The organism is Plantactinospora sp. ZYX-F-223 (assembly GCF_039649625.1).
Classification (GTDB): domain Bacteria; phylum Actinomycetota; class Actinomycetes; order Mycobacteriales; family Micromonosporaceae; genus Plantactinospora.
In genome coordinates this window covers 94952-110756 of the sequence record NZ_JBDJAV010000015.1, presented here as the reverse complement: position 1 = coordinate 110756, position 15805 = coordinate 94952, and the positions used below count along the sequence as shown (strand labels likewise).

13 protein-coding genes are annotated in these 15805 nt (G+C 72.9%); 10 read left to right on the top strand and 3 right to left on the bottom strand.

Annotation, left to right across the window (positions count from 1 at the left end):
• Positions 1–31 precede the first annotated feature (31 nt).
• The 3 genes from AAH979_RS17180 to AAH979_RS17170 all read left to right on the top strand — a co-directional run bounded on the left by AAH979_RS17180 (position 32) and on the right by AAH979_RS17170 (position 2065).
• Positions 32–1219 (top strand): helix-turn-helix domain-containing protein, encoded by a 1188-nt coding sequence (locus AAH979_RS17180; protein ID WP_346259104.1) that lies wholly within the window; start codon positions 32–34, stop codon positions 1217–1219.
• Between the two features lie 226 nt (positions 1220–1445).
• On the top strand, positions 1446–1685 hold the full coding sequence (locus AAH979_RS17175; protein ID WP_346259103.1) for a hypothetical protein: 240 nt from the start codon (positions 1446–1448) through the stop codon (positions 1683–1685).
• Positions 1682–2065, top strand: coding sequence for a hypothetical protein (locus AAH979_RS17170; RefSeq protein WP_346259102.1), 384 nt, complete (start codon positions 1682–1684; stop codon positions 2063–2065). The genes AAH979_RS17175 and AAH979_RS17170 overlap by 4 nt, the downstream gene beginning before the upstream one ends.
• 98 nt (positions 2066–2163) lie before the next feature.
• On the opposite strand, the gene AAH979_RS17165 is transcribed toward AAH979_RS17170, so the two are convergent.
• Positions 2164–2841, bottom strand: a complete 678-nt coding sequence (locus AAH979_RS17165) for a Crp/Fnr family transcriptional regulator (protein ID WP_192766500.1) — start codon at positions 2839–2841, stop codon at positions 2164–2166.
• Positions 2842–3109: 268 nt separating this feature from the next.
• Here AAH979_RS17165 and AAH979_RS17160 point away from each other — a divergent pair, with 268 nt between their 5' ends.
• The 7 genes from AAH979_RS17160 to AAH979_RS17130 all read left to right on the top strand — a co-directional run bounded on the left by AAH979_RS17160 (position 3110) and on the right by AAH979_RS17130 (position 10019).
• Entirely contained in the window at positions 3110–3769 is a 660-nt protein-coding gene (locus tag AAH979_RS17160) for an adenosylcobinamide amidohydrolase (protein WP_346259101.1), read from the top strand.
• Positions 3770–3884: 115 nt separating this feature from the next.
• Positions 3885–4967, top strand: a complete 1083-nt coding sequence (locus AAH979_RS17155) for a hypothetical protein (RefSeq protein ID WP_346259100.1) — start codon at positions 3885–3887, stop codon at positions 4965–4967.
• 279 nt (positions 4968–5246) lie between these two features.
• Positions 5247–6314 carry a CapA family protein gene (locus AAH979_RS17150; protein WP_346259172.1) on the top strand — a complete coding sequence of 356 codons (1068 nt, stop codon included), beginning with the start codon at positions 5247–5249 and terminating at the stop codon, positions 6312–6314.
• 253 nt (positions 6315–6567) lie between these two features.
• Positions 6568–7362, top strand: a complete 795-nt coding sequence (gene nth, locus AAH979_RS17145; protein WP_346259171.1) for an endonuclease III — start codon at positions 6568–6570, stop codon at positions 7360–7362.
• Positions 7359–7988 carry a TlpA disulfide reductase family protein gene (locus AAH979_RS17140; RefSeq protein WP_346259099.1) on the top strand — a complete coding sequence of 210 codons (630 nt, stop codon included), beginning with the start codon at positions 7359–7361 and terminating at the stop codon, positions 7986–7988. The genes nth and AAH979_RS17140 overlap by 4 nt, the downstream gene beginning before the upstream one ends.
• Positions 7985–8680, top strand: a complete 696-nt coding sequence (locus tag AAH979_RS17135; protein ID WP_346259098.1) for a CoA pyrophosphatase — start codon at positions 7985–7987, stop codon at positions 8678–8680. The genes AAH979_RS17140 and AAH979_RS17135 overlap by 4 nt, the downstream gene beginning before the upstream one ends.
• A 160-nt stretch (positions 8681–8840) precedes the next feature.
• The gene (locus tag AAH979_RS17130; RefSeq protein WP_318396856.1) at positions 8841–10019 is read left to right on the top strand and encodes a MarP family serine protease; all 1179 of its coding nucleotides are present in this window, start codon (positions 8841–8843) and stop codon (positions 10017–10019) included.
• A 65-nt stretch (positions 10020–10084) separates the two neighbouring features.
• Here the strand turns inward: AAH979_RS17130 and mycP are convergent, their stop codons facing one another.
• Both mycP and eccCa read right to left on the bottom strand, forming a co-directional pair.
• Positions 10085–11266, bottom strand: a complete 1182-nt coding sequence (gene mycP, locus AAH979_RS17125; protein WP_346259170.1) for a type VII secretion-associated serine protease mycosin — start codon at positions 11264–11266, stop codon at positions 10085–10087.
• A 296-nt stretch (positions 11267–11562) separates the two neighbouring features.
• Positions 11563–15546 carry a type VII secretion protein EccCa gene (gene eccCa, locus AAH979_RS17120; RefSeq protein WP_346259097.1) on the bottom strand — a complete coding sequence of 1328 codons (3984 nt, stop codon included), beginning with the start codon at positions 15544–15546 and terminating at the stop codon, positions 11563–11565.
• Positions 15547–15805 lie beyond the last annotated feature (259 nt).

The window sequence follows — 15805 nt, the reverse complement described above, 5'->3', positions numbered from 1 at the left end:
TCCAGCCCTTCCCCGGGAGGTTGTCGCGGACATGACCGAGACGGACACGATCGGGGCGCGGATCAGGTACTGGCGGCTACGCCGGGGCGGCATGACCCAGGCCGTACTGGCAGGGCTGGCCGGTGTCTCGCAGTCGTACATCTCCCAGGTGGAGGCGGGACACAAGGGCATCGAACGCCGGTCGACCCTGGTGGGCATCGCCTCGGCGCTCCAGTTGACCGTGGCCGACCTGCTCGGTCAGCCCGGTGACCCGACCGACCCGGTCAAGGCCGGTGCGGCCGACACGGTACCGGCGATCTGGACGGCCCTGATCGAGATCGAGGAGGGCGAGCGGCGTACTCCGACCCGGAACGTCGAGGAGTTGACCGCGGCCATCACGGAGAGCGCCGAGTTGCGCGACCGGGCCGACCACGGGGCGATGTCGCGGCTGCTGCCGAGCCTGCTGCCGGACGCCGCCGCCCACGGCGGAGTGCTCCTGGCCCAGGTCGCCTACCACACGGCGGCGTGCCTGCGACACCTCGGCTACCGGCACCTGGCGCTGTCGGCCGCCCGGGTGGCGCTGACCGCCGCCGAGGAGGCCGAGTCGGCCGCCTGGATCGGTGCGGCCCGGTTCGCCTGTACCCAGGCGTTGCCGATCGAGGCGGCCGGGATCGCGAACCGAGCCGCCGGCCGGGCCCTGGCCGACCTCCAGGCCGCAGCGGCGGCCCCGGACGTACGCCAGATGCTTGGCCAACTGCACCTGTCGGCGGCCCTCACCTCCACGGTGGACGGCCGGCCGGACGACAGCCGGGCACACCTGGCGGAGGCGAGCCGGGAGGCGGAGAGCCTCGGTGACCCGGCGGACGGTGCCGGCTTCAACCAGTGTGGGTTCGGCCCGACCAACGTGCGGCTCTGGGAGATGTCGATCGCGGCGGAACTCGGCGAGTACGGCCGGGTCCTCGAACTGGGCCGATTGGTTCGTCCCGACGCGCTCCGGCCAGCCATCCGGCACATGTCCTACTGGCTGGACCTCGGGCGGGCACTGGCACACTCCGGCCGGTCCGATCGGGAGGCGTTGGTGGCGTTCATGCGGGCCGAACGCGCCGCGCCCGCCCCGTTCGCGTTGAATCCACTGGCCAGGGAGGCGGTGTTGACGATGGTGCGCCGGTCCCGCCGCCGCTCCGTCTCGGCGGACCTGCGCGTCCTCGCCCGCAGGTTCGGAGTCGACGCCACCGCATAACCGCGAGTGATTAGCTCGTCACGCCGCTTCCGTAGCCTCTCGGTCACGGAAGCGGCGCCACGACCTCCGTCGGCAAACGGTCCCGGCCGCACGTTGCTTCCGCTGCGCAGGTGCGGGATCCAGCTTCCCCTTCTGGCTTCCGCACCTGTCTGAACAGGGTGCGGTGGTCGGTGCCGTGTGGGGCCCGGCCGCCGCGCCCCCAGGACTCTGCGGCGAGGAGATCACCATGCGCGGATGGCGGTGGGCCCGGCGGTCCGACCCGGTGCCTGATCCGGTCGGACCGGCGACGGCGTACCCGGACCAGCGAGGCTGCTACGCCGAAGGTGCCGCGCCGGTCGAGCGGCAACCACCGGAACGGCAGGCGGCCACGGCAGACCCGACCTCCGGCGGGCAGGTGGACGGGCCGGCGAGGCCCGGCGGGTACGGCCGGCGGCGCGGTTACCGCCGCGACGGCATCGGCCGATGACGGAGCCCGCTGGAAGGGTTGCCGGCTCGGGGTTGGCGATCGCCCGGACCGTCATCGCGATGCGCCGGGCCGCCGAGCGCTGCTGGCACTCCTCGCCGTCCGCAGCGCCGGGTTGCGTACTCCTCGAATGGGCGGCCCGGCGAGCCACCCGGCAAACCTTGACGCTCGCCGCCCGGCGGATCGTCGCCGCGCACTGGCCCACCGCCGGGGGCGGCTGCCCGCTCTGCGTGACCCCGGACTGCCCGGCCTTCCTGACCGCTGCGGCCTACCTCGATCTGATCGGCGACAGCTACCTGCCACTGCCGGCCCGCTCCGCGAGCCGGCCGCTGCTGCCGGCGGTCTCGGAATCTTGGCAAATTAGGGCACGCGGCGAACCATAGTTCGCCAAGGATCTTGGCGAGGTCGCTGTGCACGGCGGGCGCGGATCGGCCCCGCACCATCCCGGTGGTGGTACGGGGCCGAGGGCGTACGTGGTCGGTCAGACCCGGGCGCGGCGGGCCAGGCGCTCCGGGTCGAGGATGATGATGCTCTTGCCGTCCAGCCGCAGCCAGCCCCGCGAGGCGAAGTCGGCCAGCGCCTTGTTGACGGTCTCCCGGGAGGCGCCGACGAGCTGGGCGATCTCCTCCTGGGTCAGGTCGTGGGTGACCCGGAGTACGCCGCCGTCCCGGGTGCCGAACCGGCCCGCCATCTGGAGCAGGTTCTTCGCCACCCGGCCGGGCACGTCGGTGAAGATCAGGTCGGCCAGGTTGTCGTTCGTCCGGCGCAGCCTGCGGGCGAGTACCCGGAGCAACTGCTCGGCGATCTCCGGCCGGTTGTTCAGCCACGGCCGCAGCGCCTGCTTGCGGAGCCGGGCGAGCCGGGTGTCGATCACGGCGGTGGCGGTCGCCGTACGCGGGCCGGGGTCGAACAGCGAAAGCTCGCCGACCATGTCGGACGGGCCCATCACGGCGATCAGGTTCTGCCGGCCGTCAGCGGCCCGGCGACCAACCTTGATCTTGCCACTCAGGACGATATAAAGGCTGTCGCCCGGTTCGCCCTCGTTAAAGACGATCTCGCCCTTGCGGACCTCGATCGTCTCCATGTCCTTCGCGAGTGCCTCGGCAGCCTCGGGGTCCACGCCCTGGAAGATCCCGCTCCGAGCCAACACCTCGTCCATCGCGCACCTCCGCCCACGCGAGCCGCCCGCGGCCGGGTTCCGGCCGGTGATCGGCGCGCGCCGCCAAGTCTAGGCGCATGTGAAGAGTAATCGGAGGAGCACCCCTGGAATCTTGATCTGGCGCCGGGGCGGGTAACCCCAGATAACCCGGGGGTACGCCCGGTTTGGCGGCTGCTGTGTCCGCCCGGGCGGGTCCAGGGCTCACGCCCGGGTCCAGGTGGTGGTCGGGCCCGGCGGCGACCGAAGGGGTGGACCTTAGAGTCGGTCGGTGCTTGGTGAACTCGCGTTGACCTACCGTGCCGAGGAGGGGCGGGAGGTCCCGATGCTGGTGTGGCGGCTCGACCGACCGGCGCTGGCGATCAGCTCCGGGCCGCTCGGCGGCGGGATCGGGGTACGACACTGGGTGGTCAACGCGACCGTGCCGATGTCGTACCGCCGGGACGACCCGGAGGTCCACCTCGGCGAGCTGGCCGACCGGCTCGGCCTGCACGGACCCGGGGTCGGACTGCTCACCGGGGTCGACGTGACCGAGGTGGTGACCGCCGACGACGGCGGTGTCCGGATCTGGGCCACCGTCGGTCTCGGTGCCCCGATCTGGGCGGCCGAGGCCCCCGGGCGCAGCCTCCGTCCGGTGGACCACGTTGGCACGGTCAACATCGTCGCGCTGTTGCCGGAACGGCTCGGCGACGCCGCACTGGTGAACGCCGTAGCGACGATCACCGAGGCGAAGGCGCAGGCGCTGCGCGAGCTGGGCCTGCCGGCCACCGGTACCGCCACCGACGCGGTGACCGTGCTCTGCCCGCCGGACGGCCCCGCCGCCCCGTACGGCGGCCCACGGTCGCGCTGGGGTGCCCCGCTGGCCCGCGCCGCCTGCCGGGCGGTACGTGAGGGCGGCGCTCGACCGACCGTCCCCTGGTCGCAGCGCTGACGGTCGTGACCTCAACGGTCGGGTGCCCGGCGGGGCTGCCGCGGTAGCGTGCGTAGGCCATGATGACTGACGTCGATCTGGCTGACACGGCGTCGTGGTACGGGGGAGCGATTCGATGCGACGACTCGGCGGCATCCTGCTGATTTTCGCGCTGACCGGCGGATTGGCCGGCTGTGGCGGTGGCGACGAGCCGCGCCTGCTTCCGGTCCCCGACACCTTCGTCGCCGAGGGCACGTCCCGACTCTCGGATCCGTTCGGCGACCTGGAGATCGAGTCGCGGGAACTTCCCGAGGACGCCGTTCTCGTCGGCGCGGAGTACGAGGTGGCACTGAGCCGGTACGGCGTGGCGAGCGAACTGACCGAGGAGGCGGTCCGGGAGCTGCGCCTGCGGGGTCAGGCGCAGGCCGCTCCCTGGCTGGCCGGTAACGGCCGGGAGTTCCTGATGCTCCACCTGACCGAGCCCGAGCAGCCCACGCGTCGGCTGTCCAACCGGTTCCCGGAGTCGGCGGTGCTGGTGGACGGCGAGCCCCGGAAGCTCGGCGAGACGGCGCTGCTGCCGAACCGGGTGGTCGTGGTGTCGGTACCGGCGGGGGCGGACGCCACCCTCGCCGTCACCGAGGGCGGGCAGACCCAGTCGATCAGCATCCGCACCGGCAAGCTCGTCGGACCGTCGCCGAAGCCGGTGACGCCGACGTCGTCCCCACCCGAGGGGGATCGGCCGGTCGCCTCGGGTTCCGCCCGGCTGGCCGACTACGTCACCGTCGCCCGCCGGGATCCGGGCGTGGGTTGGGACGCGTTGATCGACGTCGACATCGAGGTCGAGCTGCGCCGGTACGACCAGAAGCGGGGCGCGGCCCCGGACGGCGCCCTCTGGACGTACGTCAGGGTGAAACTCCACGCCAACCCCACCCGGGTCAAGTTCAAGATTGATCTGTCCCGGAGCCTGACCATCCGGACCGCCGCCGGACAGGTGCTCCGGGTCCCCGCCGGTACAACGCTGACGGTGCCCAACTTCCAGGCCCCGGGTTCGACGCTGACGGTTCCGGCCACCTGGTCCGAGGCGTTCCGGGTACCGGCGACGACCCGGAAGCTGTCGGTGACCTACCGGACCCGGGCCACCGTCACCGAGGACGACGGCCGGAAGGCGGCGTTCGAGCGTCGGGACACCCGCAACACCGGCACCATCACCCTGAAGTGACGGCGCCGGTGTAGTCGACCGAACGCGGGTCGAGGACCGTCCGGGACCGGCCGGAGGTGACCCTCGGGGAGTCCCGACAGGCGGTACGGCAACATCGGCCGATCGACGGTCGCCCCGGTTGCCCGATCCCGGTACTGTCACCGGGCGATGTACGAGACCGAACCGACCACCCCCAAGTCCCGCCGGGCGCCCCGCAGCGCCGGCCGGACCGTCCTCGTCGTGACCGCGGTCCTCGCCGTCCTCCTCGGCACCGGGGTGGCCGGAGTGGCCGCCTTCGACATGCTCGGCGGCGACGACCCGGCCGGGCCGCAGGCCGCGCCGAGCGCCGCCGGCTCCGCCTCGGCCGACCCGTCCCCGACCGGGGAGCCGGCGCCCAAGGTCATCTCCATGTCCGCCACCGGCGACATCGTGATGGGCAACGCCCCCGGACGGCTGCCGGCCAACGGTGGCAAGGGGTTCTTCAACTCGGTCAAGAAGGCGCTCGACGCCGACCTGGTGATGGGCAACCTCGAAGAGCCGCTGACCGACGACACCGGGACCTCCAAGTGCGGCGCCAACTCCACCCGCTGTCACCAGTTCCGGGCTCCGCCGTCGTACGCGGCGCACCTCAAGGAGGCCGGCTTCGAGCTGCTCAACCAGGCCAACAACCACGGGTACGACTACGGCGAGGCCGGCTACGAGAACACCCAGGAGGCCCTGGAGAAGTACGACCTCCAGCACACCGGCGCGCCCAACCAGATCACCGTGGTCGACGTCGAGGGCGTCAAGGTGGCGGTGGCCGGCTTCTCGTCGTACGCCTGGTCCAACAGCCTGATCAACATCAGCTCGGCGAAGAAGGTGATCCAGAAGGCCGCCACCATGGCGGACCTGGTCGTCGTGCAGGTGCACATGGGCGGCGAGGGCTCGGAGAAGACCCGGGTCCGGCCGGGCACCGAGATGTTCCTGGGCGAGAACCGGGGCGACCCGATCAAGTTCTCGCACTCGATGATCGACGCCGGTGCCGACCTGGTGGTGGGGCACGGGCCGCACGTGATGCGGGCGCTGGAGTTCTACAAGGGCCGGCTGATCGCGTACAGCCTCGGCAACTTCGCCGGTGGCGAGGGGACGCTCAGCAACAACGGCCGGCTCGGCTGGGGAGCCGTGCTCAAGGTCTCGCTGACCGCCGAGGGCGAGTGGGCGGGCGGGCAGCTCATCTCGACGTACATGAACGGCGCGGGCAAGCCGACGATGGACTCGCAGCGCCGGGCCGCCGGGCTGGTCCGGGACCTGTGCAAATCTGACTTCCCGAAGACCGGCGCCCGGGTCGCCGCCGACGGCAAGATCACCCCGCCGGCCGCCGCGAGCTGACCCGGCCGTCGTGAGCTGAGACCCGGCCGTCGTGCGTCGAGACCCGGGCGTCGTGACCTGAGGCGGGGCGTCGCGAGCCGAGGCGGGGCGTCGGGCCGGCTGCCTCCGGGGCGGGCGGGCTTCCCAGGGTTCGGCCGGGTCGGGCTCCCCGGCGTCGATGTCGGCGCCGCGACGTAGGCTGGCCGGCGTGAGTGCCAGAGACGACTCCGCGCAGACCGGAGTCGCAGTCACGCCCGGCGAGGCGACCCGGGCGATCCGGGCGGCGCGGCCGGGCCGGCGTACCGTCGAATCCGATCTCGGCCGCAAGCGACGGGCCCGGCGGATCGGCCGGGAGCTGACCGAGACGCACCCGGACGCCCACTGCGAGCTCAACCACCAGGGACCGCTGCAACTGGCCGTGGCGACCATCCTGTCGGCGCAGTGCACCGACCAGCGGGTCAACGAGGTGACGCCGAAGCTGTTCGCCCGCTATCCGAGCGCGGCCGACTACGCCGGGGCGGACCGGGCCGAGCTGGAGGAGATGATCAGGCCCACCGGCTTCTTCCGGAACAAGACCAACTCCTTGATCAACCTCGGCCGCCAGCTCGTCGAGCGGTACGACGGCCAGGTGCCCCGCCGGCTGGCCGATTTGGTGACCCTGCCCGGGATCGGTCGCAAGACCGCCAACGTCATCCTCGGCAACGCCTTCGGGGTGCCGGGGATAACCGTCGACACCCACTTCGACCGGCTGGTGCACCGCTGGGAGCTGACCACCGAGACCGACCCGGTCAAGATCGAGCACGCCGTCGGCGCGCTGTTCGAGCGGCGCGACTGGACGATGCTCTCGCACCGGGTGATCTTCCACGGCCGGCGGGTCTGCCACGCCCGCAAGCCCGCCTGCGGCGCCTGCACCCTGGCCCGGCTCTGCCCCTCCTACGGCCTCGGCCCGACCGACCCGGCCGCCGCCGCGAAACTGCTCAAGGGCCCCCGGGCCCGCGAGCTGGCGGTGCAGGCGGGGGTCGATCCCGACCTGGTGCCGGCGACCGCCGCCGTCGGCGACACCCCGTGAAGCGGCGGATCCTGGGCGGGCCACTGCTGGCACTGGTGTTGCTCGCCGCCGCCTGCACCGGACCGGACGCGGAGCCGGAGGCCGGCGCGGCGCCGGGTGGGGAGGAGAGCGCCACCACGGCCGCCTTCGCCGACTGCGCCGCCCTGACCGCCCCGCTCGCCGCGCCCGGCGGCCCGGCCAGCCCGACACCCGGGTCGGGTCGGTTGTTGCCGGCGCTGAGCCTGCCCTGCTTCGTCGGGGGCGGCGAGGTCGCCGTCGGCGAGCTGCGCGGGCCGGCCGTCGTCAACCTGTGGGCCTCGTGGTGCGCGCCCTGCCGGAAGGAACTGCCCGCCTTCCAGCGGCTCGCCGAACGGGCCGGCGACCGGCTCCGGGTGGTCGGAGTGAACAGCGGGGACGCCCGACCCGCCGCCCAGTCGATCGGCGAGGACTTCGGGCTGGAGTTTCCCAGCCTCTACGACCGCGACAAGAGGCTGCTGACCGAGCTGGGCGGCCGGGCCGTACTGCCGGTCACGCTCCTGGTGGACGCCGAGGGGCGGATCCGGCACCGCGACGAGTCAGGTGCCCTCGACGATGCCGAGCTGGCCACGCTGGTCCGCCGGCACCTGGGGGTGGCGGTGCCGTCGTGACCGAGTACGAAATTCCGGCGTGGTGCGAGCCGCTGCTCACCCGGGTCCGGTCGGCGCGCACCGAGGACTTCACCCGGGTACGCACCCCCGCCGACGGCGGGCGGGCCAGCGCCGTACTCGTGCTCCTCGGCGAGCAGCCGGAGCACGGGCTCGACGTGTTGATCCTGCAACGGGCCGCGACCCTGCGTACCCACGCCGGGCAGCCGGCCTTTCCGGGCGGGGCCTGCGATCCGGACGACGAGGACGCGGCGGCGACCGCGCTGCGGGAGGCGCACGAGGAGGTCGGTCTCGACCCGAGCAGCGTCACCGTGCTGGCCCAACTGCCCAAGCTGTGGATTCCGGTCAGCGACTTCGTGGTCACCCCGGTACTCGCCTGGTGGCACCGGCCCCACCCGGTGCACTCCCGCGAGCCGGCCGAGGTGGCACACGTCGCCCGGCTGCCGATCGCCGAACTCGTCGACCCGGCCAACCGGGTCCGGGTACGCCACCCCAGCGGCTGGATCGGCCCGGCCTTCCAGGCCCGGGGCATGCTGGTCTGGGGCTTCACGGCCGGGGTGCTCGCCACACTGCTGGAGATGGCCGGCTGGGCGAGACCCTGGCCGCAGGACCGGATACTCGACCTTCCGCCGACGAGCCCGCCCCCGAGCCCCGCACCCGGCGCGGAGGAACACCCGACACGGCGGACGAGCTGACCGGACCGGCAACCCCCTCCTGACCGGCCATCCGGCGGCTCGGGGCGCGGTGCTCGCGGTGGGCTGGGCGGAAGGCTCGCGGCGGGAGATTCGGAAACCGATTCGGCGGTAAGCGCCGGTGGCCCAGGGCATTTCCAGGTCTCCCCCGTACCCTGAACGGGTGTCGGTGGTGGATGTCGTTCTGATCCTGCTCATGTTGCTGTTCGCGATCAGCGGCTACCGGCAGGGATTCGTCATCGGTCTGCTCTCCTTCACCGGCTTCTTCGGCGGCGCCCTGATCGGGTTGCAGGTCGGTCCGCTGCTCGCGGAGCAGTTCACCAGCAACTCGACCCGGGTCGTGGTCGCGCTGGTCTCGATCTTCGGCCTGGCGGTGCTCGGTCAGGCTCTCGCCGGCTGGCTCGGTTCACACCTGCGGCACGCCATCACCAGCCAGGCCGGCCGGACGGCCGACGACGTCGGCGGGGCGCTGGTCTCGCTGTTCGCCGTACTCCTGGTGGCCTGGCTGGTGGCCGTCCCGCTGGCCTCCTCCTCGCTGCCCTGGCTGGCCAGCGCGGTCCGCAACAGTGCGCTGCTGACGGTGGTGGACCGGGTACTGCCGCCGGAGGCGCAGGCGCTCTCCGAGGCGCTGCGGGACACGGTCGACACCAACGGCTTCCCGGACGTGTTCGGCGGGCTGACCCCGACCCGCTCCCGCGAGGTGGCCTCGCCCGACCCGGCACTGGCCGGCTCCCAGGTGGTGGTGAACGGGCGACGCTCGGTCGTGAAGGTGCTCGGCAACGCCCCCAGTTGCTCCCGCCGGATCGAGGGCTCCGGTTTCGTGTACGCGGAGAACCGGGTGATGACCAACGCGCACGTGGTGGCCGGCACCCGGAGCGTCCAGGTCGAGGTGGCCGGCGAGCGGCACAGCGCCCGGGTGGTCGTCTACGACCCGGACCGCGACCTGGCGGTGCTCTACGTGCCGGAGATGTCCGCCCCGGTGATGCGGTTCGCCACCGGTGAGGCGGCGATCGAGGACGACGCCATCGTGCTCGGGTTCCCGCTGGACGGGCCCTACAACGCCCAGCCGGCCCGGATTCGCGACGTCGGCGAGATCGCCGGTCCGGACATCTACGAGTCGGGCCGGGTCAACCGGGAGATCTACACGATCCGGGGTCTGGTCCGCAGCGGCAACTCCGGCGGCCCGCTGGTGGCCCCGGACGGCCAGGTGCTCGGGGTGATCTTCGCGGCGGCGGCCGACGACCCGAACACCGGCTTTGCGGTGACGGCCGACGAGGCTCGCTCCACCGCCAGCACCGGGCTGGAACGGACCCGGGTCACCAACACCGGCGCCTGCACCTGACCGGGGACCGGTGGCGAGACGGTGACGGGGGACCGGCGGCGGAACGGCACCGCTCGGTGGTGGTGTCAGGGGCGGTCGCGGTGGAACCGGCGCCGGACCACCAGCACCGCCCCGGCGACGACCAGCAGGAAGAGGACGCCGCCGCCGCTCCACAGCCTGGGCAGTGGATGGCTGACCTGGTCGCCCGCCGCCTGGGCGGTCCAGTCGGCCGAGCGGCCGGACGCCGCCGCCGTGCCCACGGTCTCCGCTCCGTCGCTGGGCGGTGGAGTCGTCGACTCCTGACCGGGCGCCGAGCCGAAGCCGGCGACGCCGGGCGGCGCCGCGCCGTCGTCCAGCGGATTGGCCCGTACGCTCGACACCTCGCCGTTCAACGCGGCGACCGGGTCGATGACGCCGAAGCCGAACCGGTCGTCCCGGCCGGACGGCCCGACGTCCCGGGCGGTGTTGATGAGCCGGTTGACCACGTCCCCGGCGGACATCTTCGGCCAGTGTGACCTGACCAGGGCCGCCGCCGCGGCCACCAGCGGCGACGCGAAGCTGGTGCCCTGGACCCGCCAGAAACCACCCGGCCGGGCGCCGGTCAACCCGGTGGCCGGGGCGGAGAGCACGGTCTCGGGGCCGGTGATCGAGCCGGACCAGAGCGCGTCGCTCTCGCGTTCCAGGCCCGCCACCGCGACCACTCCCGGCTCGCGGGCCGGATACCAGACCCGTTTGCCGGCGGACGATCCCAGGTTGCCGGTGCAGGCGACGACGACCACGTCCCGGGCGAAGGCGTAGTCGAGGGCGGCGGCGAGCGCGGGACTCTCCCCGGTGCCGCCGAGCGACAGGTTCACCACCTGGGCGCCGTTGTCGACCGCCCACCGGACGCCCTTCGCCACGATCAGGGCGTCGTCGTAGCGGTTCTCCTCGTCGAGCACCCGGACCGGCAGGATCTTGGCCTTGGGGGCGAGCCCGGCCACGCCCCGGGTGTCGTCATTGCGTCCGGCGATCAGTGCGGCGACGGTGGTGCCGTGTCCGACCGGGTCGGTCTGCCCGTTGCCGCTCCCCGCGACCAGGTCGATGCCGGGCAGCACCTGCCCGGCGAGGTCCGCGTGCGAGGCGTCGACCCCGGAGTCGACCACCGCGACCGTGACGCCCTTGCCGGTGGCGACCCGCCAGACCGCCCTGGCGTCGAACTCGTCCAACTGCCACTGCTCGTCCCGCACCGGGTCGGCCAGCACAGGCAGGCTGACCGGCGGCGCCGACACGGCGGCGGTCGCCGGTGCCGGACGCGGGCCGAACAGCGATCCGGCGATCCCGGCCGTGGCGAGCAAGGCCGCTCCGGCGACCCGGGCGACAGCACTCTGATGTATATGCGGCAGCCTGGTCACAGCATGGTCATTTCACCCCGGGGGACACATGATGCACGGAGGTTACCCCGTTTCACCCCCGTCGCGTGGTGAAACTTTGCAACCGATCTGAGATCCACTGTCCACCGCCGCGAGACCGAGGGCCCGGTCGCCCTGGTGATCAGGTCGGCCGGGCCCTCGGGCTCGGAAAAGGGTCAGGTCGATGGGAGGTAGGCGAGCTGCACCAGCCGGATGCCTTCCTTCCGGGTCACCAGCCGGCCCCGGCCGGGCGGCATCGGGCCGGGGCGTACCGAGCCGATCAGGGCGCCCTCGTCCTTGCTGCCGGACATCACCAGACCGGGGGAGGAGAGCTCCCGGAGGCGCTGGATGATCGGCTCGTAGAGCGACCGGGAGGCGCCACCCGAACGCCGGGTCAGCACCAGGTGCAGACCGACGTCCCGGGCCTGGGGGAGATATTCCACCAGCGGCAGCAGCGGGTTGTTCGGGCCGGTGGCGACCAGGTCGTAGTCGTCGACGAGTACGAACAGCTCGGGCCCGGTCCACCAGGAGCGGTCCCGCAACTGCTGCGGGGTGACGTCCGGCCCGGGCAGCCGGCGCTGCATGTAGCCGGCGACCGACTCGATCAGCTCGCTGGTCGCCTGGGCGGCGGTGCCGTACCCGATCAGGTGGTCGGACTGGATCACGCCCAGCAGGCTGCGCCGGAAGTCGACCAGGATGATCCGGGCCTGCTCCGGGGTGTACCGGCTGGTGATCGAGGTGGCCAGCGCCCGCAGGAAGGACGACTTGCCGCACTCGGCGTCGCCGAAGAGCAGGAAGTGCGGCTCGGAGGCGAAGTCGATCGACACCTGCTGGAGGTCGGCCTCGGAGATGCCGATCGGCAGCCGCAGGCCGGCCGCACCGGCGACGTCCAGGTCGGCGTAGGGCAGCACCGGCGGGAGCAGCCGGACCCGGGGGGCCGGTGCCCCGCTCCAGTTGCCGGCGACCGCCTTGACCAGTGCCTGGGTCTGCCCGCCGCCGAGGCTGGACAGCTCCGGCAGCACGGTCAGGAAGTGCAGGCTCTCGGCGGTGATGCCGCGACCCGGCGACTTCTCCGGCACGTTCGCCGCCGCCTTGCGGGAGACGATCGAGTCGGTGGGGTCACCGAGCCGCAGCTCCAGCCGGGAGCCGAACAGGTCGCGGATCGCCGGCCGGAAGTCCATCCAGCGGGGCGCCGCCGCGACCACGTGCACGCCGTACGACAGGCCACGGGTGGCGATGTCGGTGACCAGAGGCTCCAGGTCGTCGTACTCGCCGCGCAGGGTGGGCCAGCCGTCGACGACCAGGAACACGTCACCGAACGGGTCCGCGCCGACCCCGACGCCGCCGGCCGAGGCCCGCCGCTTCCGGTACGCCGGCATCGACTCCACGCCCAGCTCGGCGAAGCGCTGCTCGCGCTCGTTGAGCAGGGTGGAGATCTCGCCCACGGTACGCCGCACCGCCGCCGCCTCGGACCGCCCGGCGACCCCGCCGACGTGCGGCAGGTCGCGCAGCGCGGCGAGCGAGCCGCCACCGAAGTCGAGGCAGTAGACCTGCACCTCGGCCGGGGTGTGGGTGAGCGCCAGCCCGCAGATCAGGGTACGGAGCAGGCTCGACTTGCCGGACTGCGGGCCGCCAGCCACCGCCACGTGCCCAGCGCCGCCCTCCAGGGAGAGCCAGAGCAGGTCACGCCGCTGCTCGAACGGCTTGTCGATCATCGCGACCGGCACCTGGAGCGCGCCGTGCAGCTCGGGGTTGCCGAAGGTGAGCCCCCGGGACGGGTCGGTGACCACCGGGCCGAGGATCTCGTCCAGGGCCGGAGCCTGGGACAGCGGCGGCAGCCACACCTGGTGGGCCGGCGGGCCCTGGCCGACCAGCCGGGAGACCATCACGTCGAGCAGGCTCTGCGCCGCCGGGTCCTCCGGGGCCGGCTTCGGGGTGGCCGGCACCACCGGTTTCGGCACCGGCACGAAGTGCGTCGAGTACGACAGCAGCCGGGGACCGGTGTAGCCCTGCGCGCCCGGCCCACCCGTGGTGGCCTTCTGGTAGGGCCCCGAAACGTACGCCGCCTTGAACCGGACCAGTGGCTCGGTGCCGAACTTCAGGTAGCCGTGCCCCGGCGCCCGGGGCAGCTCGTAGGCGTCCGGCACCCCGAGCACCGCCCGGGACTCCAGCGCGGAGAAGGTCCGCAGACCGATCCGGTAGGACAGGTGCGTGTCGAGCCCGCGCAGCCGGCCCTCCTCCAGGCGCTGCGAGGCGAGCAGCAGGTGCACCCCGAGCGACCGGCCCAGCCGGCCGATCTGCACGAAGAGGTCGATGAAGTCGGGCTTGGCGCTGAGCAGCTCGGAGAACTCGTCACAGATGATCAGCAGCGAGGGCAGCGGTGCCAGTGCGGCGCCACCGGAGCGGGCCTTGTCGTAGTCCTTCAGGTTGGCGTAGTTGCCCGCCTTGCGCAGCAGTTCCTGCCGGCGGATCATCTCGCCGTTGATGGCGTCGACCATCCGGTCGACCAGCGGCAGCTCGTCGGCGAGGTTGGTGATCACGGCGGCGGTGTGCGGCAGCCGGTCCAGCGAGGCGAAGGTCGCACCACCCTTGAAGTCGACCAGTACGAAGTTGAGCGCCTCGGACGAGTGCGTCGCCGCCAACCCGAGCACGAGGGTGCGCAGCAGCTCGGACTTTCCGGAACCGGTGGCGCCGATGAGCAGGCCGTGCGGGCCCATACCGTCCTGTGCGGACTCCTTGAGGTCCAGGTCGACCACGCCGCCGTCGCCGCCGACGCCGATCGGCACCCGCAGCTTGTCCCGGTTGGGCCGGGGCGCCCAGCCCTGCACGGTGCTGAAGTTCTCCGGGTCGCCGACCCCGAGCAGCTCGCCCAGGGTCATCTCCTTGACCAGCGAGTCGTCCGAGGAGCCCTTCTGCGCGGCGGCGAGCCGCAGCGGGGCGAGCCGGCGGGCGACCGCCTCGGCCTCCTCGACGCTGAGCCGGTCCGGGGTGCCGACCTCGGCCTGCCCGTCCATCGAGTAGGTGTTCAGCCGGCCGCCGTCGGTCTCCAGTACCAGCATGGCCCGGTCCAGCAGCCGGGGTGGCGGGCTGTCCAGGTCGATGATGGTCACCGCGTCGATGCCACTGTCCCCGGCGAGGTAGCTGGTACCGTTGAGGTCGCCGCCGTCGAGCACGATCACCACGTGCGGGCCGTCGGTCGCCGGGCCGGAGAGGCTGAACCGGGAGCGGTTGCCGACCACGTCGTCGATCAGCTTCTCCAGCTCGACCGCGGAGCTGGCCACCAGGCGTACCGGGCCGAGCGCGTCGACGGCGGTCGGGTGGTGGGCGTGCGGCAGCCACTTGGCCCACTCCCACCGGGCCCGGCGCTCAGGGCCGGCGCAGATCGCGATCAGCAGCTCCTCGGGGGCGTGGAAGACCGAGAGCTGGGTGAGCACCGCTCGGGCCAGCGCCTGCGGGTCGCCGCCGGCCGGCTCGCGGGACTGGTCGCGCTGGCTGGGCGCGTTGCGGACGAAAACCCGGGCGAAGCCCCGGATGGAGAGCGCCACCGGCAGGTCCGGCACCACCGAGTACGCGTCGAGGAACCGGCGCAGCGCACCGGCGGTCATCGGCTCCAGGTCCTCCAGTGGCCGGGTCACCGGCGGCACCAGCGGGGTGGCCAGGGTCTGCGGGCCGACCGCGACCCGGACGACACCGAAGTCGCCGTCGCTGGGGCGCCGCTCCCAGACCCGGTAACTACCCACAGTGGACCAGAGCTGGGCCGGGTCGGGATGCCGGTAGAAGAGGCCCGCCCGCTGCTTCGCCGCGGTCTCCCGGACCCGGCGCCGGAGCGTGGCCAGGTGCCGCAGGTATTCCCGGCGGGCCTGCATCATCTCCGACTTCTTCGGCGAACCGGAGGCGCTGCCCCAGGAGGACGCCACCATGGCGAGCGAGGAGACGCCGAACAGCGCGCCGATGACGTACGAGGAGGGGCCGCTCTGGCCCCGGCCGAACATCATCGCCATCGCGACGGAGCCACCGAGCATCGGCAGCACCATCATCAGTTGCTGCCACTTGCCGCCGGTCGCCTGCGGGATCTCCGGCGGTGCCTCGACGGCGAGTTCGCCGGTCGGGATGTCCGGCGCCGGCCGGCGCGGCGGGCGCTTGATGACGACAGTGCTCATCGGTCGCCTCCCGCCGGCCGGTCCGCGCTGTCCCGCCGATCGGTGCCCACCTGCCCGGACCAGCCGCCACCCGGCCGTACGTCGAGCTCCGGGGCACGTCCGGCGCGGTTCCTGCCGCTCCGGCCCTGGCTACCCGTGTCCATGTGAGAGACCTCCCCTAAGGCCGCGCCAGCGGAGCAGTTGACCGTCCTGGCGGGCCATCCGACGCCCCCGCGTCGCAAATGTCATCGCGCTCGGTCGGACGAGTGTGACCCATCCT

Excerpts from the sequence above, each read along its gene's own strand:
- AAH979_RS17180 (WP_346259104.1), top strand. The coding sequence starts at position 32 with ATGACCGAGACGGACACGATCGGGGCGCGGATCAGGTACTGGCGGCTA.
- AAH979_RS17175 (WP_346259103.1), top strand. The coding sequence starts at position 1,446 with ATGCGCGGATGGCGGTGGGCCCGGCGGTCCGACCCGGTGCCTGATCCG.
- AAH979_RS17170 (WP_346259102.1), top strand. The coding sequence starts at position 1,682 with ATGACGGAGCCCGCTGGAAGGGTTGCCGGCTCGGGGTTGGCGATCGCC.
- AAH979_RS17165 (WP_192766500.1), bottom strand. The coding sequence starts at position 2,841 with ATGGACGAGGTGTTGGCTCGGAGCGGGATCTTCCAGGGCGTGGACCCC.
- AAH979_RS17155 (WP_346259100.1), top strand. The coding sequence starts at position 3,885 with ATGCGACGACTCGGCGGCATCCTGCTGATTTTCGCGCTGACCGGCGGA.
- AAH979_RS17150 (WP_346259172.1), top strand. The coding sequence starts at position 5,247 with ATGCTCGGCGGCGACGACCCGGCCGGGCCGCAGGCCGCGCCGAGCGCC.
- eccCa (WP_346259097.1), bottom strand. The coding sequence starts at position 15,546 with ATGAGCACTGTCGTCATCAAGCGCCCGCCGCGCCGGCCGGCGCCGGAC.